The organism is Microcystis sp. M079S1, assembly GCF_020246425.1.
Classification (GTDB): Bacteria; Cyanobacteriota; Cyanobacteriia; order Cyanobacteriales; family Microcystaceae; genus Microcystis; species Microcystis aeruginosa.
This window is the reverse complement of the sequence record NZ_JADBSZ010000209.1, coordinates 1-24,604: the sequence shown is the minus strand read 5'-3', so window position 1 is coordinate 24,604 and position 24,604 is coordinate 1. Positions and strand designations below refer to the sequence as shown.

Below are 24,604 nucleotides of genomic sequence, written 5' to 3'. Positions count from 1 at the left end.
GTCTGAAAAACAAAATTTCTCGCTTATTATTCTCACCCTACTTGATATTTATGTCTCGTCCTGTTGTTTATTTTGCCGTTACTAATCATGGTTTTGGCCATGCTGTCCGCAGTGCTTCGGTAGTAGCTAATATTATTGAACTTAATCCCGAAATTTTGCCGATATTAGTGACCACGGCCCCGCGCTGGTTATTAGATTCCTATATATCTGGAGAATATATTCAAAGACCCCGGGGGTTTGATGTGGGGGTAATCCAATCGGATAGTTTAACGATGGATAAATTAGCTACCAAAGAAAAACTAGAACAAATAATTGCTCAATCAAGGGCAATTATTGCCAGTGAAGTGAATTTTATTAAAACTAATCGTGTGGGTTTAGTTGTGGCCGATTTACCGCCTTTAGCGGCACTAATTGCCAAAAGTGCGGGGCTTCCTTGTTGGATGATCGGTAACTTCGGCTGGGATTTTATCTATCGTGATTGGGGTGAAGAATTCGCCAGTATTAGTGATTGGATTAGTCGTTGTTATAATCAATGCGATCGCTTGTTTAAACTGCCTTTAGCAGAAGCAATGACAGCATTTCCCCATGTTACCGAGGCAGGTTTAACCGGAGGTACACCCCGCTACAGTGAAGAACAATTGCGACAGGAATTTAAGCTAAATGCCCCTAAAGAAAAAACTATTTTATTGAGTTTTGGGGGGTTAGGATTAGAAGCAATTCCATATAATAACCTCGCCAGTTTTTCCGATTGGCAATTTATCACTTTTGAAAAAAACGCGCCCGAACTGCCCAATTTAGTCCGCTTACAGGATAAACCAGATCGGAGCTATCGTCCCGTGGATTTTATGCTCCTGTGCGATCGAATTATTTCCAAACCGGGATATAGTACCTTTGCCGAGGCTTTAAAATTAGAGGTGCCGATTGTTTCCCTAATGCGAGAAGGTTTCGCCGAATCAGCGATTTTATTGGCTGGAATCCAAGATTATAGTTATCATCAAATTATTAGCAGTAAAGAATTTTTTCAAGGTAATTGGGACTTTTTACGCCAAGCCCCCCAACCGCCCAGATTAAAGGTTAAACCGCCTAAAGATGGTGCAGAATCGATCGCGAGAGCTATTGTAGAATACTTTGAGAGGCATTAACCCTCCCGGGGAAAGTTGACGGCGAACCTGAGCATAGAACTAGGGAGACAGAAACAAGATCGGGCAGAAAGCCGATACTTGTTACAATAGTTTACAAATCACCCTGCCCCGTCACCGAACTATGTCCGAACAGATGATCTCCCCAGAGACGCAAAACCCAGAAGCGATTACCGTTGAAGTGCAGCCCGTCCATATTCCCGAAGAGCATCGGGAAGATATTGGCCCCATGGATGACAACGTAGCCGAGAGTTGGCGCTACAATCCCCAAGTTATTAACGACTATTACCGTCGGCGACCTCTAGACGTTTTGGGGAGATTAATCGAAATTGCCCTGCCGGTTTTATCTTTTGTCATCGGTATCTGGTGGGATAAACTGCGGGGAAAATCGCCGAAAAATGAAATTAGACGGGCCGTACAATTGCGGGAAATGTTGACCAAATTGGGACCGACCTATATTAAGATCGGTCAAGCTCTCTCTACCCGGCCTGATTTAGTACCGCCTTTATATTTAGAAGAATTAACCACTCTCCAGGATCAAATCCCCTCTTTTCCTAACGAAATTGCCTATCGTTTTATCGAAGAAGAATTAGGTTATTCTCCCGAGGAAATTTACGCAGAATTATCCCCCAATCCCATAGCAGCCGCTTCCCTAGGACAAGTTTACAAAGGTAAATTAAAAACCGGAGAGAGAGTCGCCGTTAAAGTACAGCGTCCCGATTTGATTCGCTGTATAACTTTAGATGTGTATATCATGCGTAGTTTGGCGACTTGGGTGAAAGGTAATATTAAAAGACTTCGCTCCGATTTAGTGGCAATTACCGACGAATTAGCCAGTCGCATTTTTGAAGAAATTAATTATCTTCACGAAGGACAAAACGCCGAAAAATTCGCTCAACTTTATGGTCACATTGCCGAAATTTACATCCCCAAAATCTACTGGAAATATACTGGGCGACGGGTTTTAACCATGGAGTGGGTGGACGGCACCAAATTAACTAATATCAAAGAAATTCAAGCCCAGGGTATTGATGCCACCCACTTAGTTAATGTGGGGGTGCAGTGTTCTTTGCGTCAATTACTTGAACACGGATTTTTCCATGCGGATCCCCATCCGGGTAATTTATTAGCGACTCCCGACGGTAAATTAGCTTATCTTGATTTCGGCATGATGAGCAATATTGAACCCTATCAACGCTACGGTTTAATCGAAGCGGTGGTGCATTTAGTCAACCGAGATTTTGAGTCTTTGGCCAAGGATTACGTTAAGTTAGACTTCCTGTCACCAACTACCAATTTAGAGCCAATTGTTCCCGCTTTTTCGGAAGTTTTCGGTAATGCTTTAGGGGCGAGTGTGGCAGAATTAAACTTTAAAAGTATCACCGATAAAATGTCGGCGATGATGTATGAGTTTCCCTTTCGAGTTCCTGCCTATTATGCCCTGATTATTCGCTCGATGGTGACTTTAGAGGGAATAGCAATTGGCATCGATCCTAATTTTAAGGTACTTAGTAAAGCCTATCCTTACATTGCTAAACGTCTGCTCACCGATCCTTCCACGGAGTTGCGAGATTCCCTGCGGGATTTATTGTTTAAAGACGGTACTTTTCGCTGGAATCGTTTAGAAAATCTCTTGCGTAATGCTAAAGATTCTAATGATTTTAACTTCGAGAAAGTCACCGAACAAGCGTTAGATTTTCTCCTTTCAGATAGGGGTATATTTATCCGCGAAAAATTAGTGAATGAGTTAGTCAATGCTCTCGATAACTTCGGTCGTCGAACTTGGTTTAATCTCACGGTTAATTTCCGGGAACAGGTGGGTTTAGCGGTGCAAGAAACTCCCCCAGAATTGTTGGGTGATGCTAAGACTTTCGAGCATCTTCGCAACATCTTTAGTATTTTACAGGAAACGAAAGGATTCGATGCCATGGCTATGGTGCCAGTGATGACTAAACTAATCGCTAAACCGGAAACCCAACAGATGGGACAAAAAATTGCTGAAGGTTTACTACAAAAATCCCTAGCGCGTTTAATTCGTTACTTAGTTCTCGAATTCGATACACCAAATCATCGGCAAAATGGAGAATTACCGAAAGCTTTACCCGCTGCCGATTAACCTCTGTTCGGGTGAGTTCCACCGACGGCTCAAAATCTGAGCATTTCCGATAATAAAGGCCGTGGAATAAATTTCACGGCTCAGAGAAAAACGTTAAACCATTTTTAAAGTTTTTTTATCCTAGCCGGTTAACGGGGTTTAAAGGTAACTTGTAAACCGTCCCGGGGGTGAGGAGTGGGGATAGAGGTGAGGGTGAGATCTTGATTGGGGAGTAATTGCCAATCGTACTTTTGTACTAAACGGACGGCTAAAATTTTCATCTCTAAACGAGCGAATTCTTTGCCTATACATTCGCGTAATCCCGCACCAAAAGGGATATATCCGTAGGGTTTTTCCTCGGCTAAAAAGCGATCGGGATCGAAGGTTTCAGGACGAGAATAAATATTATTATCTTTATGGGTATTGGTGATTTGATACTGCACTACCCATCCTTTCGGCAAATGATAACCGTTAAATTGACAGTCTTCTACTACCCGACGGAATCCTCCTCCCACGGGTGGAGTAAAACGTAAAACTTCTTTTAAAACGCGATCTAAATAGGTCATCTGTTTAAGGGTATCGACGCTTAAAGGAGTCGATAGATCAAAATTAGTTATTTCCTCGAGGACAAGCTGAAAAATATCGGGATGCAGTGCCATTTGTAGGCAGAAAGTGGCGATAGCGGAGGTTAAAGTTTCATGACCAGCAAAGAGTAATAATAGCACTTGATCCTTTAATTCTGCTAAGGATAAACTTTGACCGTTTTCGTCTTTAGCTTGTAAAAGGATAGCCAGAGCATCTTGGCCGGGGTCATCATTTTTTTTTCTTTCTAAAATGATAGTTTCTATGGCTTCCAGTAATTCTTCTCGACAGCGTAATGCTTTGCCAAAAGCTGTCCAGGGAAGGGGAATGGGAAGGGTAAATAGTCCCGCACACCAAGTATCAAAAGCTTCTCCTAATTTGGTAGCAGAACCATGATCAAGACCGACAAATAATTTACAGGCGATATCGAGGGTATAGTTTCTTAATTCAGGATACCATGACAGGGTTTTTGCGGTTTGCCAACGCTCTAAATAGTGAGCGGTAATTGTTTCTACCGTAGGGATATAACTTGCTAGGGACCGGGGTTGAAAAGCTTGATAGATTAAGCGACGACGGGAAGCGTGGACATCTCCTGTATGCACCGCTAAAGATGCGCTGCCGAGGAGAGTTTTGGTACTTTTAGGCCAAGTTGCCGCAAAGTATTTATTCTCGTTGCTGAGGAGAAACCGGTTAGCTTCGGCACCAGATAAAATAATCGTGGGACTGCCAAAAATATGAGTACGGAAAAGTTGACCATATTTATTATGACGTTTGCTGGCAAAATCCCCATCGGTCAAAAAAGCGATTGTTTCTCCTAATAGGGGTAATCCGAAACTGCCGGGGGGTAGGGGTAAATCGTTGCTTATAGTCATCGCTGCCTCTAGGGTAAAACTAATCAGTTGCCGTCGATTAACCCTGTTTATTTTAACCTAAAGCGGCGGAGAATTGATCGCGTAATCTAGCCTAGCAATTAGCGATCGCACTCAGCAACGGTAAGTACCTAAGCAAAGTTAATTACACATCTCACCAGTCAGTCAACAGCGAGAATTGCCGCCAATTGACATTTTTTAAGATCACCGCCATAATTAGGGCTTGCTCAATAAATGTGAAAACCTTGTTGGGTAAGACTTTTAGACTTTTTGGTTTCCAAAAAGTACCAGATATGGGAGTGATCGGGTGGAAAATTCCTGGACTTTTTCCCTGAAAATTAGGTAATTGACCAGATGAAAATCGCTAAAACCCTACACCCTACACCCTACACCCTACACCCTACACCCCGCCCCCAGGAAAAACTTTTTGCCGCAAACCCTAATTAGCCGTTGCTAATAATAATTCGCGGCAAACGATGCTTAAAACCGCAGAGAATTTCCCAGGATATCGTACCTAAATCTCGCGCCCAATCGTCGGCGGTGATGCACTGTGGGCCATCTTTACCGATAAGTGTGACGATTTCCCCTGTTTTTACCTCTGGAATCTCGCTCACGTCAATCATTAACTGATCCATGGTTATCGCGCCGATTTGGGGTACTAAACGTCCTCTCAGGGATACTTTTAAACGATTGGAGAGATTGCGGGGAATTCCATCAGCGTAACCGATACCGACCACAGCAATACGAGTATCTTTTGCCGCTATGTACTGATGACCATAACTCACTCCGGAGCCGGCGGCAATGGTTTTGACTTGGGCAATGCGTGCTTTTACTTGTAGGACGGGTTGCAAAGGGACTTTATCGGTGAGATGATCGGCAGGATAAAGACCGTAGAGAGCTAATCCGACTCTAACTCGATCGTAGTGCAGAGATCGATCGCTTAGGGTAGCGGCAGAGTTGGCTAAATGCAGACAGGGAGGATGATAACCTTTTGAGCTTAACTCGGCGATCGCTTGTTGGAATCTTTGCCGTTGTAACTGCATGATTTCGGGGTTGGGATCGTCAGCCGTGGCAAAATGCGAGTATATACTGGCAATTTTCAGGTTAGGAGCCTCTAAAACCTGTTCGACGAATTTTGTGCCGTTTTGCCATTGTGTACCTAAGCGAGACATCCCCGTATCTAGTTTGATATGGACTGGCAGCCGCTGCTCTAAGCGTCTCATCACGGTGGCAAAAATTTGCACCTGTTCGATTTGCACCAGGGTGGGTTGCAATTGCCAATGGGCTAAGGCTGCCACTTCTTCCGGGGTATTGACTGCCCCTAAAATCATAATTGGGGCAACGATTCCCGCTTCCCGTAGTTCGATACCTTCCCCGATAGTCGCGATGGCTAAAGATTGCGCCCCAGCTTCTAAAACGCTGTTAGCCACCTTAACTGCCCCGTGTCCGTAAGCATCGGCTTTAATTACCGCCATTAATTCCGTTTTTGGGGCTAATAAGGCCTTGACTTTTCGCACGTTTTGTTGTAAGGCAGAGCGATCAATCTCTACCCAAGCACGATAGCGAATTACTTCCGACAATTGATAATCATGACGGTTTTTGGGCGGATTGATGATTTTTGATTCGATGCTAAACGTCACTCGCTCACTCCTTTGCACACATAACCCAATTTATAGCAAAAGAAAACCGAGAGGGCTAGGAAAAAAGCCTGAAACTCCTCTGGATTTCCTCCTTTTTGCCTGTGGAATCTGGGTTTTAAGATGAATGGGATGTTAGGAAGTTCCCGAAAAAATTGGCAGTTAGGGTTATCGGTGTTAGGGGTTAGGGTTTTTCCGTAGAGAATGAACAGTAACGGGTAATCAGTGACAAGAAAGTAGCGAAGTTTTCACCTAACACTATCTCAGTGGTTGGACAGAAGTGAAGTTAACTGTGGGGTAAGGAATGCCAAAAAGCCTAGACTTAAGATAAAATTATATCCAACCAGATGCAGTATAGGAGTTTAGCCAATGTCTAACGAAACTGTTACTTATTCCCTAGAAGCTGTCCTCACAAGGATTGAGGGAAAGATCGATAAGATTGATGAGCGCTTGACAAAAGTAGAAATAGGATTAACCGATCTCAAAGGGGATATTAAAGTGTTAGACGAGAAAATCGAAGGCATCGACAATCGGCTAAAATCAGTGGAAGGAACCCAAAAAAATCAGGTCTGGACATTAATTATCCTTTTGGGGAGTGCCATTTTTACGGCCGGATGGAAAGTATTTTTTTCCAGTAATATCTGATCTTTCTAATTCTCAACAAGACTACAGTTAACCGCTCCTGACAGAAAATTTTCTTAAAGCCTAGACTTAAGATAAAATTATATCCAACCGGATGCAGTATAGGAGTTTACCAAATGTCTAACGAAACTGTTACTTATTCCCTAGAAGCTGTCCTCACAAGGATTGAGGGAAAGATCGACTCGCTTGAGAAGCGGGTTAACGAAAGATTTGACAAGGTAGAAGATCGGTTAACCAAACTAGAAATAGGAGTAACTGATCTCAAAGGTGATATTAAAGTGTTAGACGAGAAAATCGAAGGCATCGACAATCGGCTAATATCGGTAGAGGGAACCCAAAAAAATCAGGTCTGGACATTGATTATCCTTTTGGGAAGTGCCATTATTACGGCTGCTTGGAAAGTATTTTTTTCCAGTAATATCTGAGTTCTCTAATTCTCAACAAGACTACAGTTAATCGCTCCTGAAAGAAAATTTTCTTAAAGCCCAGACTAAGATAAAATTATATCCAACCAGATGCAGTATAGGAGTTTAGCCAATGTCTAACGAAACTGTCACTTATTCCCTAGAAGCTGTCCTTAAAGAAATTAAAGACAGTATCAAGGAAGTTAGTCAAAAATTCGATAAGATTGATGAGCGCTTGACCAAAGTAGAAATAGGAATAGCCGATCTCAAAGGGGATATTAAAGTTTTAGACGGGAAAATCGAAGGCATCGACAATCGGCTAAAATCAGTGGAAGGAACCCAAAAAAATCAGGTCTGGACATTAATCATCCTTTTGGGAAGTGCCATTATTACGGCTGCTTGGAAAGTATTTTTTTCCGGCAATATCTGAGTTCTCCAATCCTCAACAAGACTACAGTTAATCGCTCCTGAAAGAAAATTTTCTTAAAGCCTAGACTAAGATAAAATTATATCCAACCAGATGCAGTATAGGAGTTTAGCCAATGTCTAACGAAACTGTCACTTATTCCCTGGATGTCGTCCTTAAAGAAATTAAAGACAGTATCAAGGAAGTTAGTCAAAAATTCGATAAGATTGATGAACGCTTGACAAAAGTAGAAATAGGAATAGCTGATCTCAAAGGGGATATTAAAGTGTTAGACGGGAAAATTGAAGGCATCGACAATCGGCTCAGATCGGTAGAGGGAACCCAAAAAAATCAGGTCTGGACATTAATCATCCTTTTGGGGAGTGCCATTATTACGGCCGCTTGGAAAGTCTTTTTTTCCAATAATATCTGAGTTATCCAATCTCAACAAAACTACAGTTAACCCAACACAAAAGGATAAAACCTTGTTTCTGGTTGACCAGATTTCCTAATTGCTTATTTACCAATACAAAAACGGCTAAAAATGCGATCGAGTACCGATTCAGTCACTTCTTCGCCGGTAATTTCTCCTAAGGATTGAATGGCAGTACGCAGATCGATCGACCAAAAATCAAAAGGTAAATTTTGGTCAATTGTTTTTTTGACCTGTTGCAAAGCAATTTTCGCCCTAGTTAAAGCGGCCGCTTGTCGTTGATTAATGGCTAAATCCAAATTAGCCGCCTGTAATTCTTGATTTTGGACAGCATTAATAATAGTTTTTTCTAAGTCTTCAATACCCTGATTTTGGGCGGCCGACAGCTTGACAACTCGCTTAATTTCTGCTGGGTAAATTACTGTTTCAGGATTAGCCAAATCAATTTTATTAATCACTAAAATTAATCGGCGATCGCTGACAGAGCGATAAATTTCCTCGTCTTCCTCAGTCCATCCGGACTCTGCGGAGACGGTTAAGAGAACTAAATCAGCAGACCGGGCCGTTTGGCGGGAACGTTCCACCCCAATTTGTTCGACTCGATCGCTGGCCGAGCGAATTCCTGCCGTATCGAGGACTTGTACGGGGATTCCCGCCACAACTAGCTGAGATTCGACAATATCGCGGGTAGTGCCAGGTAAATCGGTGACAATCGCTCGATCGCTCCGACTCCAAGCATTTAACAAACTGGATTTACCCACATTCGGCCGCCCCACGATCGCCACTTTCAGACCACTACGCAGCAATTCCCCGCGCTCGGCGGTGGCCAAAATTAAATTTACTTGACAAAAAACCTGTTCTATGCTATGGAGAACCGCCTCGTGATCCAAGGACGGTAAATCTTCTTCAAAGTCAATACGGGCCTCAATTTCGGCCAAAATATCGAGACAGGTGGCGCGCAAATGGCGGATCGGTTGAGCGAGTTTCCCCTGTAAACCAGCGAGGGCAAATTGTGCCGCTTGGGGAGAACGCGCCCCAACGAGATCGACGACGCTTTCGGCTTGAGTTAGGTCAATTCTGCCGTTGAGAAAGGCACGGAGGCTAAATTCCCCCGCTTGGGCCAAACGCGCCCCATTTTCTAGACATAACTGTAACACCTGTTGTACGGGCATAATGCCACCATGACAGTGAAATTCCACCACATCCTCGCGGGTGAAAGAGCGGGGCGCTAACATGAGCAACAGCAAAGCTTCATCGATAATTGCTTGACTTTGGGGATGCCGGATATAACCGTAGAGAAGACGATGACTTTCCCAGGGTTGACGGTTGGGGGTATGGAAAAGCCGACGAGCGATCGCCACTGCCTGACTACCAGATAAACGGACAATACCGATACTACCCTGTTCCGGAACGATCGCCGTAGCGATGGCGGCGATCGTATCCCCTGTATTTAACATCTCTTAATCACTCCTTGCTAAAATTGAAGTTGGTATCAATTTTGTCAGCATTTATCCCGAAAATATGCGCTCACGGTCATTAAAAGCGAAAAATAAAGGGAATGGCTTAATTAATCGTCTGACGCGCTCCTGTCGCTACTGGTGGGTTCGCTTGGTGCGATTGCAGGGACATCCGATCGAAATCGCTCGCGGGTTAGCGGTGGGGGTGTTTTCTGGGGCCTTTCCCTGGATGGGATTACAGATCATTATTGCGATTTTTTTAGCTTTCTGTGTGCGGGGCAATAAAATCGCAGCAGCGGCAGCCACTTGGGTGAGTAATCCTTTTACCTATATTCCCCTGTTTTTGTTTAACTATAAATTGGGAGAATTGTTTTTAGGTCAAGGAAATCAAGCGATCGATAGTCGTATTTTTGCCTCTAACCAAAGTTGGGCGGAAAATTGGGCGAGTTTGAGCGGCGAATTTTTATTAAAGCTATTTTTCGGTAGTTTGATTACAGGTCTGTTGGCGGGCATTATGACTTATTTTGTTAGTTATCGTCTCCTCAGTCAATGGCATCATCGCCGACAAACTGGTAGAAAACGCCGATAAAGCGGATTATTTGCTTAATTTTTGAGCCAATCATTTTTTACCCACACCATCCCCAGACGATGTGGGCTAAATCGGGCTAAATCCCTTCTTTTCTAGCTAAAAGGACGGGACAATTGACATTAACCCGCACATAATCCGAGAGGGAAGTACCGAGAAGGCGATCGAGATCTGGTAAACTCTTAGCCACGGAAGGACGGCGATCGGGCGAACCCAACAGTAAGAGATCCACATTATAATCATCGACGAGTTTGCAGAGTTGTTCCCCCGGTTTACCCCCCGTCACCACGCAGCGATAGGGTATATTCATCCGCTTCACTTTTGCCACTGCTGGCCCTAAAATCGGGTTTTCTTCCATTTCTTTGGGGGAAGTGGGGGCAAATTCTGGTTTTAAGTCGGGGTTGACGCGGGCCAGAATTAACTCTGCTGAAGGATAATCCCGCAGGAGATAAATAGCCAGATCGAGAGCTAAATCAGCCGAGCTAGACTTATCGAGAGCTACCATCACCTTTTTGATTTTTTTGACGTAAATATCGTCTTTTACCAATAACATCGGGTGATTAGTCAGTTGAAAGACGTATTGACTGACGGAATTTTCTAGAATTGCCTCCAGTCGCTTTAGTCCTCGGGAACCCATCAGGATCAAATCGGCACCGATTTCGTCGGCAACTTGACAGACGGTATCTTTGGGATCTCCTTGACGCAGAATAGTGGAAACTTTGCTGGGTTCAATTTTGACTTCTTGCAGGATTTTAGTCAGCATTTGGGTCCCCTCTTCCCATTTACTGGCCAGGGCTTCGGTGGTAATCTGAGGGGGAACAACCCGGAGAATGGTAATCGACGCTTTCCGAATAGCGGGGAGATCCATCAATGCTTGTAGCATTTCTTGGGTTTGACCTGCGCCGGAATCAGCGTATAGTATTTTCTCTAGCATAAGATTAAACTCGGTCTATGATCTTAATAGTTTTCGCTCATTTTCAGCATACTGCTAATGTTGTTCCCGAAATTTAACAACTTATTAAGCGCTTTTTCTTTGGTTAATGCGATGCCGAAGGCACTGCGTAGCAGCTCGCATTTGAGGTTGTTTTAAGTATTTATGCTCAATTGACTAGAAATACTTGGCTCAAAATCATCGTGTCAAGCGTTCATTTATACTATATTTTGGCTGCAATGCTGGCGCTCTCTTTTAATCACTGCTGCTGCTCACCATTTAATTGATGATTAAGTAGGTAGGTGTTGAAAGTTGTCAGACACCCCCCTTATCAAGGGGGGCAGGGGGGATCGAACCTAAAATTCATTTTTAATTTAATTATAACCAGCTACTTAATCATTCTTAATTGTCCAGCAACCACGAGAATTTTTGATTTTTACAAGAGGTGTAGTTATGTCTTTATCAATTCGAGTAATTATCCTAGTAGCGACGACAGTTTATCAGACATTATCTGTTTGGTTAGAAGAACAAAAAGCACCGCCAGGTAATTTGATTAATCTGGGTAAATATCGCCTGCATTTTTGTCTAGCAGGAGTAGCTAGTCCCACTATTATTATTGACCATAGTTTAGGGGGAATTGAGGGATACTTTTTGATAGAAGAATTGTCACAATTGGCTAGGGTTTGTATTTATGATCGAGCGGGTTATGGTTGGAGTGATCCTAGTCCATATCCCCGAACTAGCTACCAAATTGTTCAGGAATTAGATAAATTACTAACCCAAGCAAAAATAGAACCACCTTATATTTTAGTTGGTGATTCTTTTGGCAGTTATAATGTTCGACTGTACGCTCATCTCTTCCCAGAAAAAGTAGTAGGTTTGGTACTCACCGATGGTTTACACGAGCAGGGAATGCTGAAAATGTCGCCAGCATTAAAGGCATTAAAATTATTTTTCATCTCTGGATTTTGGATGTCGATTATCGGCTCAATTTTAGGCATTATCCGAGTTTTGAAAGTTCTAGGATTTTTTGAATTATTAAAACCAGAATTACGTCGCTTTTCCCCAGATTCTTGTCATCGAGTTAAGCGTTCTTTCTGTCGCGCTAAACACTGGATGACGATGAGTAGAGAAATGTTTAATCTCGACCAAAGCGCTCGTCAGGTGAGTGAGGCTAACAATTTCGGTAATTTACCGATAGTTAGTATTAAAGCTAATTCTTTTTTTAAACCTTCCCTTTGGACTCGCTTTATTCCCCTCAAAAGTGCCAACCGACTCCGGGAGGAGATGCACCTGGAATTAGGCAAGTTATCTGGAGATTTTATAGAAATACAAGCGGATAAAAGTTGCCATTTTGTTTGGATGGATCAACCGGATGTGATGATCGATGCGGTGAGAATTTTGCTTGACAAAATTAACTCTGTGTGCTAAGTAATAGGGTAAAATTAACTTCCTAGTTAGGATAGGCAAGAGGCAACAGGCAAGAGATAGTTAGATAAGTAGGTAGGCGTTAAAAATTATCAGACACCACCCTTATCAAGGGTAGGGTTGATTCATGAATCAACCCTACCTTATCAAGGGGAGCAGGGGGGATCGAACCTAAAATCCATTTTTAATTTAATTATAACCAGCTACTTATGTGTAATTAATTGTGTCTAGCTACTTAAGAACTTGCCCTCAAAATTAATTTTTGATAATTTTAATTAATATTGTGTCTCCCCACTCTCCTATACCTTTTAAACAGGATTTAGTATTACAAGCGGTTTTATTAACCCGCAGCAGGGCAAGGGTTAAGGAGACTTAGGGATAATTCCCAGACCTGAACCCGGATTATTATTAATATTTTCAACCCTAACTTTACTAATTATTGAGGGTAATAATCTGGGCGCTAAAACCCTGTCTAGTTAACTCTTGTACCCGTTGTTTAGCTTGGTATTGTTGCTGAAATAACCCCGCTTGAATAACATTTTCTCCTGCGCGGATAAATGCGAGGGGTTCAATTTCTTTAATTTTTGCCAACGCTGCTGCACTATTACTTTTAACTTCAACGCGAAAGAGTTGATTAGTAGCAATAACCCGCTGCTGTGGTGGGGAAGAAGATGGTTTATTGGCGCGATTTTCAGGTCTGGGTGCCGGTGGATTGACAGTTTGACGATGATTATTAATCACCGTAGCATCGGCAGGACGCACGGTAGCGGGAGCTTGAAAAACGTATTCTCTCAGGGGTTGATTACCGGAAACTGGGGCAGCCACCGGGGGGCGAACTGAAGGAGAATTAACTGGGGGTAAATTTAAGGGTGAACATTGGGAACAATTAACAGCACTGGGACTGTCTGAACGTTTAGTTGGTTGTCTCACCGCCGGCGGTGGGGGCAAACGACGACCGGGATAAAGATTCTGGGCAAAAGATAAGTTTGCTTTTAGCAGCACGGTTGCTTGAGCGATTATCCCGACTTTTAACCAAAATAGGCCCGAGAAAAACAGTAGGTTTGTTCTCATTGTGCTGGTTTGTCCTCACACGAAATTTGGGTACACCATGTCCAAATTTTAAAGGAGGAGATGCTAGTCTAGAAAGTATATTGGTTAAAAATCATTACAAGATTTATGGGAAAAGTTGTTGTCGGTCTATCAGGGGGAGTAGATAGCTCTGTTGCCGCTGCCGCCTTACACGCTCAAGGTTATGATGTTATTGGCTTGACCCTGTGGTTAATGAAGGGTAAAGGTCAATGCTGCTCCGAGGGTATGGTAGATGCGGCCTTTATTTGTGAGCAGTTGGGGGTTCCCCATCATATCGTCGATAGTCGCGAGCTTTTCCAAAAAGAAATTATTGATTATCTAGTTTCCGGTTACGAAGCGGGAATCACACCGCTGCCCTGTTCTCAGTGCAATAAAGCGGTAAAATTTAGCCCGATGTTGCATTATGCTAGGGAAACCTTAGAAGCGGACACTATTGCCACTGGTCACTACGCTAGAATTCGTTTTTCTCCGGAAAATAACCGTTATCAACTGCTGCGCGCCGTCGATAAAAATAAAGATCAATCCTATTTTCTCTATGATCTAACTCAAGATGTACTGCGTCGGACTTTATTTCCCTTGGGCGAACAAACCAAGGCAGAAACCCGCAGGATTGCCCAGGAATTCGGCTTAAAAACAGCAGATAAACCCGATAGTCAGGATTTATGCTTGATTGAAGCTCACGGAACTATGCGATCATTCTTGGATAAGTATATCGCCGTTAGTGAGGGCGATATCGTTGATCTCGATGGCAAAGTTTTGGGTAAACATAGCGGTATCCATCATTATACGATCGGACAACGCAAAGGCATCGGCATCGCCGCCGCCGAACCTCTCTATGTGGTCAAACTGGATCCCGTCATGAATCGGGTTATCGTCGGTAATCGCGAAAGTGCCGTTAGTGCCGCTTGTCTTGTCGGACGGATGAACTGGGTTTCTATTGCCGAACCCACCACCCCTATCCGCGCGCAAGTACAGGTACGTTATCGTTCTCCGGCCGTTCCCGTCAATGTTATTCCCCTAGAAAATGAGCAAGTGAAGCTGGTTTTTGATCAACCACAATTTAGCATCACCCCGGGCCAAGCAGCCGTGATTTATGAAGGGGAAATCGTTCTCGGTGGGGGGATTATCTCAGGAGTAACCCCATAGGGAGAGCCACCAATTCACAGAATAACCTGATTATGGTTCGGGGGTCATTCTGCCAATTAGGGACTCTCCCCGGCAGGTTGAGCTAAAAATTAACGACGGGGTACAGAAGCCTCGATGTTAATATTCATAGCGGAGACTCTTGGTACAGGATTGCCTTTGGCGCTACCGAGACCCCGGGCCATAGCCAAGAAGCTGGAAGGATCGCCAGCTTTGGGTTTTTGCTCTTGGGGAACATAGCGACGGACAGCATTCTGCCAAACGATTTGGGGGAAGCCCAAAATACCGCGATAGTAGCCATCGTAGCGAGGCGAGGTGATGTTGAATGGACGTTCACCGATTTCGCGGCTGGCTAGGGTGCGACGACGTTGGTAGGGAACGGTATCATAACCAAAGCTTTGCAGATACTCGTCACTGTTGAGAAGTTGATCGACAAAACCTTGAATACCTTTGGTGGCAACGACAATCGACCAAGCAATTTTTTCTCTTTCGCTATAGACATCGCGACCGAGAACTCTTTGTACTACCTGTTCGACAAAGCGATAGTTGCTGTTTTTCTCGTAGAAGCTGTTATAGAAGGTTTTCGATAACAGTAAACCACGAATGAAATCCCGCACCGATAATTGTCCATTGCGTAATTGGGATTCGAGGAAGGGTTCCCGATCCCATTTAAAGGCATGGAAGAAAATCTGACGGTAAGCGGCTTCAATTAAATCGTCCAGGTCGCTAGGGGAGAGGACATTTTCCGTCGTGTAAACTCTCGGTTTTTCGTCTCCACCGACATCATAACCAGCTACCCGCACGTTTTGGGACTTGGGGGCGTAATTTAAAAGAGGAATGGCCAAGGGTAAACCTCCGTATCCTTAGAAATGCTTAAAAAACTTTCCTCCTAATGATAAGGGAGTAAGTGCCAACTAGAAAAGAAATATTAAAAATTCTTACAATTGTTAAGAAAACTTGCGGCTCTTCGGGGTGTTGGGGAGCGCCGGAGCAGGGAGCGCCGGAGCAGGGAGCGCCGGAGCAGGGAGACCACTTCGTGCGCGTTGCGGGGGAGCGGGGAGATGGGTAGGGTTGATTCGTAGTAGGGTTGATTCATAGTAGGGTTGATTCATAGTAGGGTTGATTCATGAATCAACCCTACCCAAACCCCTAGGGTTGATTCATTCTCCGAATCTAATTCTTTTTTTTGCTACCTTTAATCGCTTATGAGGTAAGCTAGGGAGCAGGGGAGTACAGGTTTTTGCTCTCATAGTAGGTTGATTCATGAATCAACCTACAAAGCGCGACGTTTTGAAAAATTTTCAGATATTTATTCCGAGAAATCGACTAAAAACGTTGCCAGACAAGGATTAGAGAGAATGACATTTGAGAGAATGAAACCACTCTAGGGAGATGGGAGAAAAAAGCTGATAACTGATAACTGATAACTGATAACTGATAACTGATAACTGATAACTGATAACTGAATTTACCAACCACTAATCGAATAGGATGATGGTTCGGGGGAATCACTAGAGACTGACTCCGATGACTGATTGCGGGATTCAGCACAAAAAGTGGCCGTATTAAAACCGCCAAAACGTTGAACTGTGCTGGTGCGGAGACGTAAATCGGCATCGGCAAACCAAAAACGCTCGATCGAGGTCATAGTTTCGTATTCTGTAATTAAGACTAAACCTTCCTGTTCATCAATGTGATAACGGCCCGCCACGGGAATGATTTCCGCATAACCTCGCTCCCGCAGGAGAACACCCGCTTGGGGATTATCTTCGTCGGGAATTAGCGCAAAAACGGTGGTTCCTTGATGATTTTCGTTTTCTTTGTCCCACTGCATCGAACCATCCCAACTGACAAAGGCACCCCCCACAGTCTTAGCGGGATCCACTTCGTGCATTTCACAGATAGCGATAATTTTCGGGTTATCGGCGCTTAAAGCTTCCACATAAATCTCGGAATCGCCGGTTTCTGCGCGTCGAAAGGGTAAATGATGGGTGGTGCGCTGAGATTTCCACTGTCCCGCACTTTTCTGAAAAAAGGTCATCCCGTCCATAGTTTTTATCCTCTATTTTTTCCATCTATTTTAACGCCATCGTCGTTTTCTGTAACCCTTGTCCTCCTCTCTCTCTCATTCATCCCCAAAATAATCATGATCAATTCTCTTGATTTCATAGATTTTTTGGGTCGATACACCTAAATTATAATCGATCATCAATTGACCTAATTCTTCCCCATCAATCAGCACTATTTTTATCTCATTTCTGGGGGCATATTCTAAAGCCTCTTGGGTAAAATAGGAAGTAGTGATAAAAATACCTTTTTTGGCTCCTTGTCCCGCTAATGCCCCGACAAATTTCTGGATTTCTGGACGACCAACGGCATTATTATCAGCCCATCTTTTGGCTTGAATATAGATTATATCTAAACCGAGTCTATCTTCTTTTATTATCCCATCAATCCCTTGATCCCCGCTCTTACCCACCGCTTTACCTGCATCTCTAATCGAGCCACCATAACCCATTTTTACCAGTAATTCTACTACTAATTTTTCAAAATCATCTGGGGATAATTTTCGCAGAATAGAAAGTAAGTCTGTCGCTAATGCTTGACGAATTTCTTGATAGGAGTTTTCTAGTAATTCCTCTGGGTTTTGTTCTTGATCAGAAGTTGATAAATTGCTTTCAAGAGTAATAGTTTCATTTTGCTTATTGACTCGATTGAATTCTTGAAATTCGGGAAACTGTCTCAGAAATTTGGCATCAATTCGAGCAGGATTTTGAGATAAGATTTCTTTTCCTTTCTCAGAAATTACAAAAGTTGCCCTTTGGGGTGAGTCAATTAATCCCGCTTTCTTTAAATAGGTTTTTGCCCAACCGACTCGATTAGCAAAAATTTCTTGTTGTCCACTGGGAAGCATTTCTTTTCTTTCCGCTTCCGTGACTTGAAACTCTCTGACCAAGGCTTCAAAAATTTCTCGATATTTATAAACTTTGCCATCTGCAAGTATTTTTAATAGCGGCAACATAATCGATTGAAAATCTGGAATAGGCATAGTTCAGATGAAAAGCGGGGTCAGTCATTCCGATTATACAGCAACAAGCTCCAAGAATTTAGATAGATAATAATACACATAAAATTATGAATAATCGAGAGGCATTCCTAAAGAATTTGAGAGAGAAATTATCGCCATTGATAATCGTCTTGATACTCAAAAATAAGCTGTTGACTATCTAAATTACTTGTTAAGACTGTCTATGAGCGCCAGAGCTGCGGAGCAGGGAGAGCTTTTTTTGTGATAGCTAAAAAACCCCCTATCCCTGCTATTCATACAAAATCTCATCAAAACAAGCTTCTCCCACACTCGCTAAAGTCCTAGCGGCAGCTTTATCGGTTTTCGACTTCTGCACGAGGGTGCGGAATTGCTGTAGATTGTAACGAGCTTGGAATTTTTTAATCGTGCAGTCGCATAGGTCTTTGGCCACATCAGCAGCTAATCCCTCCGCGCGCGCTCTTTGTAAACATTCTTGACGATAACTGTCAAAAGTCGTGGCAGGATTAGAACTTTGGCTAAGGTAAACGGCATTATTAGCCTGTACTGGCAAGGATAAAGCCAATAAACCGATAAAAGTTAGTAAATATCTTTGATTTCTCATCATAATAGCTTTTTTAAGCCTGAAATCCCCCACTATATTAGAGAACTGCTGCATAAATTATAGATTGATCGCTCAACTCTTAGGTTCCACTCTTGGCAAACTGCCAACTGTTATGCTAGGATAAGTATTGCTTGATCGGCGCCATCGCCAAGTGGTAAGGCAGAGGTCTGCAAAACCTTTACCCCCAGTTCGAATCTGGGTGGCGCCTTGGAAAATGTCGGCAATCTTTTCTTGATTGCCTTGTCTAAATTAAGGTTTACCAAGGTTTTACTTGATAGGCTGCCACTAGATAACGAAAAATATACTCAACTATCTCTAAATAATTCTCGGTAGTTTCTAGAGACTCACCCCACACCGTCACACCATGGTAAGAAATCAGTAAAGCGGGAATTTCCGGGGGGAAAGTTGATAATCTACTTTCTATTTCTGCGGCAATTTTCGGCACATCGAGATAGTTAGCAAAAACCGGCATAAATACTTGAGGATTTTCTACCCAAATACCTAAACCTTTCAACATTTCTAAGGGAGGTAACGATAACTTGTCCTCGCGAGCAAAACGGGAAACTAAATTCGCTTCCACTGAGTGGACATGATAACAAGCTTGCGCTTGGGGAAAGAGACAATAAATCACCTGATGAATGCTAGTTTCGGCCGAAGGACGATTATCTCGATGAGCTAATTCTCTGACTTTTCCCGTCAGATCCACGCGCACAAAATCCTGTTCTGTGAGTTTACCTTTACTTTTGCCACTGGCAGTAATCCAAAAACTATGATCATCAACTTTAGCGGATAAATTACCCGCCGTGCCAAGCATCCAACCCAGTTGATAAAATCTTCCGGCAGCTGCCACTAGAGATAGACGAGGATCGCTCATGGTTTTTAGAGATATGGTGGATAGGGACTGACTATTATAACAAGTTGAAGCGATCGGAGGATCCACTCCCCAGCAGATTTGGTGAGGATGTCAATCTGGATAATCTCGATCAAAACTAAACCCAAGATAGAATAGAGCGAGGAACCAGTGAGTCAAAAAGAAGATTTAACCGTGGCAATGTGTTGGGAATGTGTTAGGTTAAAGATAATTGCAGCTTTGATGAATCGAGGGTTGAGCCGTGAATAACAACTTTTTCCGCAGCTATTCTGTCAATGATTCTGGTTTGGGTTGTTTCTTATCTTTGATTTTAGTCGGATTGTTGTTAGGCTCGATCGGACTGGGTTGGTTAGTCAATAGTTTTTTAATTCTCGTGGCATTCCTGATATTTTCCCCTGTCATTGCTTGGGGGATTTTTCGCTGGTGGTTGCGACGCAATTTAGTTGAAGATAGCTGTCCCGTCTGTAGCTACGAATTTACGGGTTTTAATCGCATGGAATGCCAATGTCCTAACTGTGGTGAACCGTTAAAAGTGGCAGGGGGTAAGTTTATTATTCTCACCCCTCCCGGTACGATCGATGTACAAGCGATCGAAGTACCTACCGGACAGTTGGAAGATTAGGGTCAAACCATTACCATCTAGGCACGCGCACCAAACTGAAAGCGGGGGATCTGAATTTTAACAATAACAGCAGTCCCAACAGGTGAATTGACCAATGAACGAGAATTAAGCCCCAAATAATTGCAAAAATTAAACTACTAACGGCAAGAGCTTTAAAAATATCATTATCGGTCTTTTGATACCAGAGAAGACTAAGGAAGGAAAGCAGTAGGAGTAGAAGCGGAAAAAGTGGGGAGAACATGGGGATCACCATTGGGTGAGGGGACTGTCTTCACATCCATAGCCTATCATTTGCCCTTTACGGCTACGGGTAGCAGATGTTACATTCCCCCCTATTTGTCATAAATCTTTAGAATCAAATTAAAAAGTTTACCGAAAAATTGGGTTTAAAGCCTCGCCCTTTGAGGGCGACTTTATAGGATGTAAGTAGCTGGTTATAATTAAATTAAAAATGAATTTTAGGTTCGATCCCCCCTGCCCCCCTTGATAAGGGGGGTGCCGATCCCCCCTTAGTCCCCCCTTTAATCCCCCCTTAATAAGGGGGGCATCTGACAACTTTTAACGCCTACCTACTTATGATATTAAGAATAGGGGGCCGGGTAAGCAACCGCTGGAAAAACCCAGTCATCAACCGATGAACGCACCTTGAAAACTAGAGTTATGGGGTTCTCTAGGGGAATGCTCCTATAGGTAAAAGCTCTAAGCGTCAAGTACCAGAGAAACCAAGTATTTTAGAGGTTTTGAACTGTATCGTGGGGCAGAAGAAAACAGGCTTCTGTAAGGTCGCGAAAGTCTGAGGAGAGAACCACCTCTGAGTGGGATTTCGCCAGGAATCTAATTCAAGTGGACTCGTTGAGCCAGAAATTCTCAGCAGTGATGCTAGAAGAATCCACGTCCGTTTACGGCGTGGGGTATGTCAAAAGCCAATCTTTTAGTATAAAGGTGGCGCGACAATCATCCTCATTGTAACGCAAAATAGCCGCCAATAAAGTCCGATCTCCTGTTTTTAACCACTGGTCATACCACCAAACGCATTGATCCCCGCTTACTCCTCGATCGCGCCATTGGAAGCCAATCCAGTTAGCGAGGGATTTTAGAGAATAACTTTCCACGGGAAAAGTTACCGAATTAACTACATAATAGTGCAGATCAAAACAGCGAGAAACTAACTGATTAATCAAAGAAGAAGGAGTTTTATAAAGATAACCCAATCGCTTAATTGTTTCCACTTCGTACTCAGAAAAGTGAAAAATTGGTGCTTGATAATCCTGCATGACTAAGGTTAAAAATTCCTGCCAAATCCTGCCTTCATCTTCCGGCTTTTCTGCCAAAAAGGGATAAAATTGCTGGGTATTAACTCGATAATCAACCCGTAAAATCCCCAAAAGATAATCTAAATTCTGTTCTGGTTCCGCTTCGATGTCAAAATAAAATTCAATCTCGGCCTTCGGTAGGGGGGACAAATAAGCAGTTTTCCCGTTGCTTTTGCGAAAGGCCCGATTTTCAATAATTGCTTGGGCCTGTAACTGTAACTGATTAGCCACCTCTACCCCCATCCCCTCCCCCATACGGGTAGGACAGGTAAGCGCCAGGGATTCCATGGTGGAAACCCCCAAAGACTGTAAAAATTGGTAACGACTAGGAGTCACCCCCGGTACTAAAGAAAGATGTTGACTCGCTTGAGCAATACCATAACAGTGACTATACCAATGACATAAACTGCAACGCTGACGCGAGATAAAAACTTCTGGTTCTTGGCGATTAATCACCATTGCGCCGAACTTTTTGATTATTTCCTCTAGTTTAGTTAACCAGAGATTCAATTCCACCCGATAGCGATTATGACGACGTAGGACAATTTCCGCGTAACTGGGAAAAACTCCCTGCATACTGGCCAATAAATAGGCGTAAAAAGTAGCCAGCATCTTATATTCAGGCTTAGGACGGCGCCCGAGTTGAATATTGAGGGGATAATAAACCCAATCGCCAAATTTAGACTCTCCTGCCTGTTTAATTAATAAATGCGGGGAACCGGTTAAAGAGACGGGATAGGCAGATTGTAAAAGGACTCCGTGATAAATACAGGATACCCCCCGACCCATCAAAGCTTCCGTTTCCCTAGCGGCGGCCAAAATATCAGTGCTGGGGGTAGTCAGGGAACAATAATCGGGATAGGAGTCTTGCAGGACTTTTTTAACGTGACTTTGACTCTCTTGGCGCAATTTAAGCAAAAAATCTCGCTCAGGGTCTTTTTCTTGGCTATTGCCGTAGAGATTTAAAAATGCACGGCGTTGACAACGTTGGTAGTCTAGAAGTAGATCATCGGTCAGTAGCATTCTATACAAGGAGAAAAGTTAAGCTTTCCTGGACCAGTGAAGTAAAGTAAAAAATAATAAACTTAAAAAAAGAAAACATTCCCAAGTATGTTTCCTCTACTCTAATACTATTGTGACAATTGCGACTTAATCCGTCGATAGAATTCAGCCGTCGGTCGTCGGTCGTCAGGAAGTGGGGAAGTGGGGAAGTGGGGAAATGGGGAATTCAACTAAAACCCTAAAACCCTCAACCCCAACACCTTCTAACTGATAACTGATAACTGATAACTGATAACTGATAACTGATAACTGATAACTGACCCCCCATCTCCTCGCTTATGCAGAATTTAGACGAAAATAGCCTCGATTACGCCGTTAGTAAACCGGATTTAGCCGAACAAAGACAGGAATTTCGGGGACTTAGCAATAAAGTTTACTTTAATTTCGGTGGTCAGGGAACCTTGCCCAAGGCGGGATTAGAAGCGATTATCGATGCCCATAATTTTCTCCAACAAAAGGGGCCTTTTTCAGGACGGGTAAACGATTGGATTACCAAAAAAACGGAACTTCTCAGGCAAGAAATGGCTCAGGAGCTGGTAATTAGCCCCAGCACTCTCTCTATCACCGAGGATGTCACTGTAGGCTGTAATATCGCTCTCTGGGGGGTTGATTGGCAAGCGGGGGAACATATTTTACTAACCGATTGTGAACACCCCGGAATTATGGCCACGGTTCAAGAAATTGCCCGTCGTTATCATCTGGAAATCTCCACTTGTCCTATTCGGGAAACTTTAAACGGTGGCAACCCGATAGAAGTGATTTCCGCTCATCTACGTCCAAAAACTAGGGTTTTGGTGGTTAGTCACGTTTTGTGGAATACTGGACAGGTTTTACCCCTCAAGGAAATCTCGCAACTTTGTCATGATAATTCTGTCACCGAAAAACCCGTTTTAGTGGTGGTGGATGCTGCCCAATCCGTGGGTTGTTTGCCCTTAGATTTAAGCGCTACTGCCGCCGATTGTTATGCTTTTACGGGTCATAAATGGTGGTGTGGACCGGCCGGTGTGGGGGGGTTGTATATTCGTCCCGAAATTTTCCCTAGTTTACAGCCCACTTTTATCGGTTGGCGCGGTGTTGAAACAGATAACCGAGGACAGCCTATCGGTTGGAAACCGGATGCCAGACGCTTTGAAGTGGCCACTTCTGCCTATCCTCAATTTGAGGGTTTAAGGGCAACTATTGCGGTACATAACACCTGGGGTGATGGGGGACAAAGATACGAAAAAATCTGTCAATTAGCGGCTTATCTCTGGGAAGAATTAAAGAATATTAAAGGGGTGAAATGTTTAAAAAATTCTCCACCGGAATCCGGTTTAGTTTCCTTTCAAATTGACTCGGCTATCACCCCACAAAAGTTAGTGCAACAGCTAGAAAAACAAGGGTTTTTACTGCGAACTCTCCTCGACCCCCTCTGTGTGCGTGCCTGTGTCCACTATTTCACTTTGCCCTCAGAAATCGAGCAGTTAGTAGCAGCTGTCAAAAAGTTAGTTTAAAATCGGATTATAGGCGATCGACTATCGATAATGACGACCCCGCAACTTTTCGAGTGGGATGAAATTGACATCCTCACCGCCGGGGCCGGACGGTGATGACCGGCAGATCAAACAAACTTAATTGAACGACCGACCGCTGGGTTGACGCTTCACGAGATGCTGCTTCTTTAACAGAAGTCTTATGCTGTCCGACCCGTCCGTTTTTTGAGGTCTCCGATTGCCCACCGGCGACCTTGATATTAATTGCGGCGTTCACGTCTCGATCATGAAAAGTCCCACAGAAAAGACATTCCCACTCACGGATATTTAACGCTTTTTTCCCGCCGATATTCCCACAACAGGAACACCTCTGAGACGTTGGCTCCCATCGGGAAATTATCCGAAAATCACGCCCATATTTATCAGATTTTGCCGATAGCATATCTTGGAAAGAACGCCATCCTAAGTCTGATATAGCACGGGATAACTTGCGATTTTTAACCATTCCCGATGTGTTTAAATCCTCTAAAATTATCGTTTGATTTTCACGAACAACTCTAGTGGATAGTTTATGCAAGAAATCAGTACGAGTGTCTTTAATCTTTGCGTGGATTTTAGCTACTCGTTTTCTGGCTTTTTCCCGTCGTTTACTTCCTTTCTGTTTTCTAGAAAGGTTTTTCTGTGCTTTTCTTAGTCGTTTTAATCGTTTCTTTAACGGTTTCGGTGCGTCTATCTTTTCCCCTGTTGAGAGGGTAGCAAAGGTAGCAATCCCT

Annotated in this window: 24 protein-coding genes and 1 tRNA gene; 12 read left to right on the top strand and 13 right to left on the bottom strand. The window is 43.4% G+C overall.

Annotation, left to right across the window (positions count from 1 at the left end; translation table 11 throughout):
* Positions 1 to 50: 50 nt before the first annotated feature.
* Entirely contained in the window at positions 51 to 1,142 is a 1,092-nt protein-coding gene (locus tag IM456_RS13980; protein WP_287692154.1) for a glycosyltransferase family protein, read from the top strand.
* Between the two features lie 121 nt (positions 1,143 to 1,263).
* Entirely contained in the window at positions 1,264 to 3,255 is a 1,992-nt protein-coding gene (locus IM456_RS13975) for an ABC1 kinase family protein (protein ID WP_287692152.1), read from the top strand.
* Positions 3,256 to 3,383: 128 nt separating this feature from the next.
* Here IM456_RS13975 and IM456_RS13970 read toward each other — a convergent pair whose 3' ends face one another.
* Together IM456_RS13970 and alr are read right to left on the bottom strand one after the other, a co-directional pair.
* Positions 3,384 to 4,688, bottom strand: coding sequence for a cytochrome P450 (locus IM456_RS13970; protein WP_287692150.1), 1,305 nt, complete (start codon positions 4,686 to 4,688; stop codon positions 3,384 to 3,386).
* A gap of 440 nt (positions 4,689 to 5,128) precedes the next feature.
* Positions 5,129 to 6,325, bottom strand: coding sequence for an alanine racemase (gene alr / locus IM456_RS13965; protein WP_287692148.1), 1,197 nt, complete (start codon positions 6,323 to 6,325; stop codon positions 5,129 to 5,131).
* Between the two features lie 366 nt (positions 6,326 to 6,691).
* On the opposite strand from alr, the gene IM456_RS13960 reads away from it, so the two are divergent.
* The 4 genes from IM456_RS13960 to IM456_RS13945 all read left to right on the top strand — a co-directional run bounded on the left by IM456_RS13960 (position 6,692) and on the right by IM456_RS13945 (position 8,207).
* Positions 6,692 to 6,967, top strand: a complete 276-nt coding sequence (locus IM456_RS13960) for a hypothetical protein (RefSeq protein WP_002760168.1) — start codon at positions 6,692 to 6,694, stop codon at positions 6,965 to 6,967.
* A gap of 113 nt (positions 6,968 to 7,080) precedes the next feature.
* A complete protein-coding gene (locus IM456_RS13955) occupies positions 7,081 to 7,389 on the top strand; it encodes a DUF4164 family protein (RefSeq protein WP_002760170.1) in 309 nt (102 codons plus the stop codon).
* Positions 7,390 to 7,501: 112 nt separating this feature from the next.
* Positions 7,502 to 7,798, top strand: a complete 297-nt coding sequence (locus tag IM456_RS13950; RefSeq protein ID WP_147069333.1) for a polyhydroxyalkanoate biosynthesis repressor PhaR — start codon at positions 7,502 to 7,504, stop codon at positions 7,796 to 7,798.
* 112 nt (positions 7,799 to 7,910) lie between these two features.
* A complete protein-coding gene (locus IM456_RS13945; RefSeq protein WP_149987774.1) occupies positions 7,911 to 8,207 on the top strand; it encodes a polyhydroxyalkanoate biosynthesis repressor PhaR in 297 nt (98 codons plus the stop codon).
* Positions 8,208 to 8,290: 83 nt separating this feature from the next.
* Here the strand turns inward: IM456_RS13945 and mnmE are convergent, their stop codons facing one another.
* Positions 8,291 to 9,664, bottom strand: a complete 1,374-nt coding sequence (gene mnmE, locus IM456_RS13940) for a tRNA uridine-5-carboxymethylaminomethyl(34) synthesis GTPase MnmE (protein ID WP_149987773.1) — start codon at positions 9,662 to 9,664, stop codon at positions 8,291 to 8,293.
* Positions 9,665 to 9,728: 64 nt separating this feature from the next.
* Here mnmE and IM456_RS13935 point away from each other — a divergent pair, with 64 nt between their 5' ends.
* A complete protein-coding gene (locus IM456_RS13935) occupies positions 9,729 to 10,253 on the top strand; it encodes a DUF2062 domain-containing protein (protein WP_149987772.1) in 525 nt (174 codons plus the stop codon).
* 76 nt (positions 10,254 to 10,329) lie between these two features.
* On the opposite strand, the gene IM456_RS13930 is transcribed toward IM456_RS13935, so the two are convergent.
* Entirely contained in the window at positions 10,330 to 11,184 is an 855-nt protein-coding gene (locus tag IM456_RS13930; RefSeq protein WP_193957080.1) for a universal stress protein, read from the bottom strand.
* Between the two features lie 450 nt (positions 11,185 to 11,634).
* Here IM456_RS13930 and IM456_RS13925 point away from each other — a divergent pair, with 450 nt between their 5' ends.
* Positions 11,635 to 12,612, top strand: a complete 978-nt coding sequence (locus tag IM456_RS13925) for an alpha/beta fold hydrolase (protein ID WP_149987770.1) — start codon at positions 11,635 to 11,637, stop codon at positions 12,610 to 12,612.
* A gap of 429 nt (positions 12,613 to 13,041) precedes the next feature.
* Here the strand turns inward: IM456_RS13925 and IM456_RS13920 are convergent, their stop codons facing one another.
* Positions 13,042 to 13,680 carry a hypothetical protein gene (locus IM456_RS13920; RefSeq protein WP_287692143.1) on the bottom strand — a complete coding sequence of 213 codons (639 nt, stop codon included), beginning with the start codon at positions 13,678 to 13,680 and terminating at the stop codon, positions 13,042 to 13,044.
* Positions 13,681 to 13,785: 105 nt separating this feature from the next.
* On the opposite strand from IM456_RS13920, the gene mnmA reads away from it, so the two are divergent.
* Positions 13,786 to 14,844 (top strand): tRNA 2-thiouridine(34) synthase MnmA, encoded by a 1,059-nt coding sequence (gene mnmA / locus IM456_RS13915; protein ID WP_287692142.1) that lies wholly within the window; start codon positions 13,786 to 13,788, stop codon positions 14,842 to 14,844.
* Positions 14,845 to 14,933: 89 nt separating this feature from the next.
* On the opposite strand, the gene IM456_RS13910 is transcribed toward mnmA, so the two are convergent.
* The 4 genes from IM456_RS13910 to IM456_RS13895 form a co-directional block, all read right to left on the bottom strand.
* Positions 14,934 to 15,686: a phycobilisome rod-core linker polypeptide gene (locus IM456_RS13910; RefSeq protein WP_045359953.1), complete on the bottom strand. Its 753-nt coding sequence runs from the start codon at positions 15,684 to 15,686 to the stop codon at positions 14,934 to 14,936.
* Positions 15,687 to 16,309: 623 nt separating this feature from the next.
* Complete coding sequence (locus IM456_RS13905; protein ID WP_002737859.1) at positions 16,310 to 16,891, bottom strand: phycobiliprotein lyase; 582 nt, start codon at positions 16,889 to 16,891, stop codon at positions 16,310 to 16,312.
* A gap of 75 nt (positions 16,892 to 16,966) precedes the next feature.
* The gene (locus IM456_RS13900; RefSeq protein WP_287692139.1) at positions 16,967 to 17,890 is read right to left on the bottom strand and encodes a restriction endonuclease; all 924 of its coding nucleotides are present in this window, start codon (positions 17,888 to 17,890) and stop codon (positions 16,967 to 16,969) included.
* A 268-nt stretch (positions 17,891 to 18,158) separates the two neighbouring features.
* Positions 18,159 to 18,494 (bottom strand): hypothetical protein, encoded by a 336-nt coding sequence (locus IM456_RS13895; protein WP_147071731.1) that lies wholly within the window; start codon positions 18,492 to 18,494, stop codon positions 18,159 to 18,161.
* 134 nt (positions 18,495 to 18,628) lie between these two features.
* Between IM456_RS13895 and IM456_RS13890 the strand changes: the two genes are divergently transcribed.
* Positions 18,629 to 18,699: transfer RNA gene (locus IM456_RS13890), tRNA-Cys, on the top strand.
* A gap of 48 nt (positions 18,700 to 18,747) precedes the next feature.
* Here the strand turns inward: IM456_RS13890 and mtnB are convergent.
* Positions 18,748 to 19,365 carry a methylthioribulose 1-phosphate dehydratase gene (mtnB, locus tag IM456_RS13885; protein ID WP_149987766.1) on the bottom strand — a complete coding sequence of 206 codons (618 nt, stop codon included), beginning with the start codon at positions 19,363 to 19,365 and terminating at the stop codon, positions 18,748 to 18,750.
* A gap of 238 nt (positions 19,366 to 19,603) precedes the next feature.
* On the opposite strand from mtnB, the gene IM456_RS13880 reads away from it, so the two are divergent.
* The gene (locus IM456_RS13880; protein ID WP_149987765.1) at positions 19,604 to 19,984 is read left to right on the top strand and encodes a hypothetical protein; all 381 of its coding nucleotides are present in this window, start codon (positions 19,604 to 19,606) and stop codon (positions 19,982 to 19,984) included.
* 10 nt (positions 19,985 to 19,994) lie between these two features.
* On the opposite strand, the gene IM456_RS23345 is transcribed toward IM456_RS13880, so the two are convergent.
* Positions 19,995 to 20,237, bottom strand: a complete 243-nt coding sequence (locus IM456_RS23345) for a hypothetical protein (protein ID WP_045357690.1) — start codon at positions 20,235 to 20,237, stop codon at positions 19,995 to 19,997.
* A 646-nt stretch (positions 20,238 to 20,883) separates the two neighbouring features.
* Complete coding sequence (locus IM456_RS13875; protein WP_287692135.1) at positions 20,884 to 22,320, bottom strand: TM0106 family RecB-like putative nuclease; 1,437 nt, start codon at positions 22,318 to 22,320, stop codon at positions 20,884 to 20,886.
* Between the two features lie 317 nt (positions 22,321 to 22,637).
* On the opposite strand from IM456_RS13875, the gene IM456_RS13870 reads away from it, so the two are divergent.
* Complete coding sequence (locus IM456_RS13870) at positions 22,638 to 23,852, top strand: aminotransferase class V-fold PLP-dependent enzyme (RefSeq protein WP_287692133.1); 1,215 nt, start codon at positions 22,638 to 22,640, stop codon at positions 23,850 to 23,852.
* A gap of 73 nt (positions 23,853 to 23,925) precedes the next feature.
* On the opposite strand, the gene IM456_RS13865 is transcribed toward IM456_RS13870, so the two are convergent.
* On the bottom strand, positions 23,926 to 24,604 hold a 679-nt coding region (locus tag IM456_RS13865; protein ID WP_287705307.1), incomplete at its 5' end, for an RNA-guided endonuclease TnpB family protein.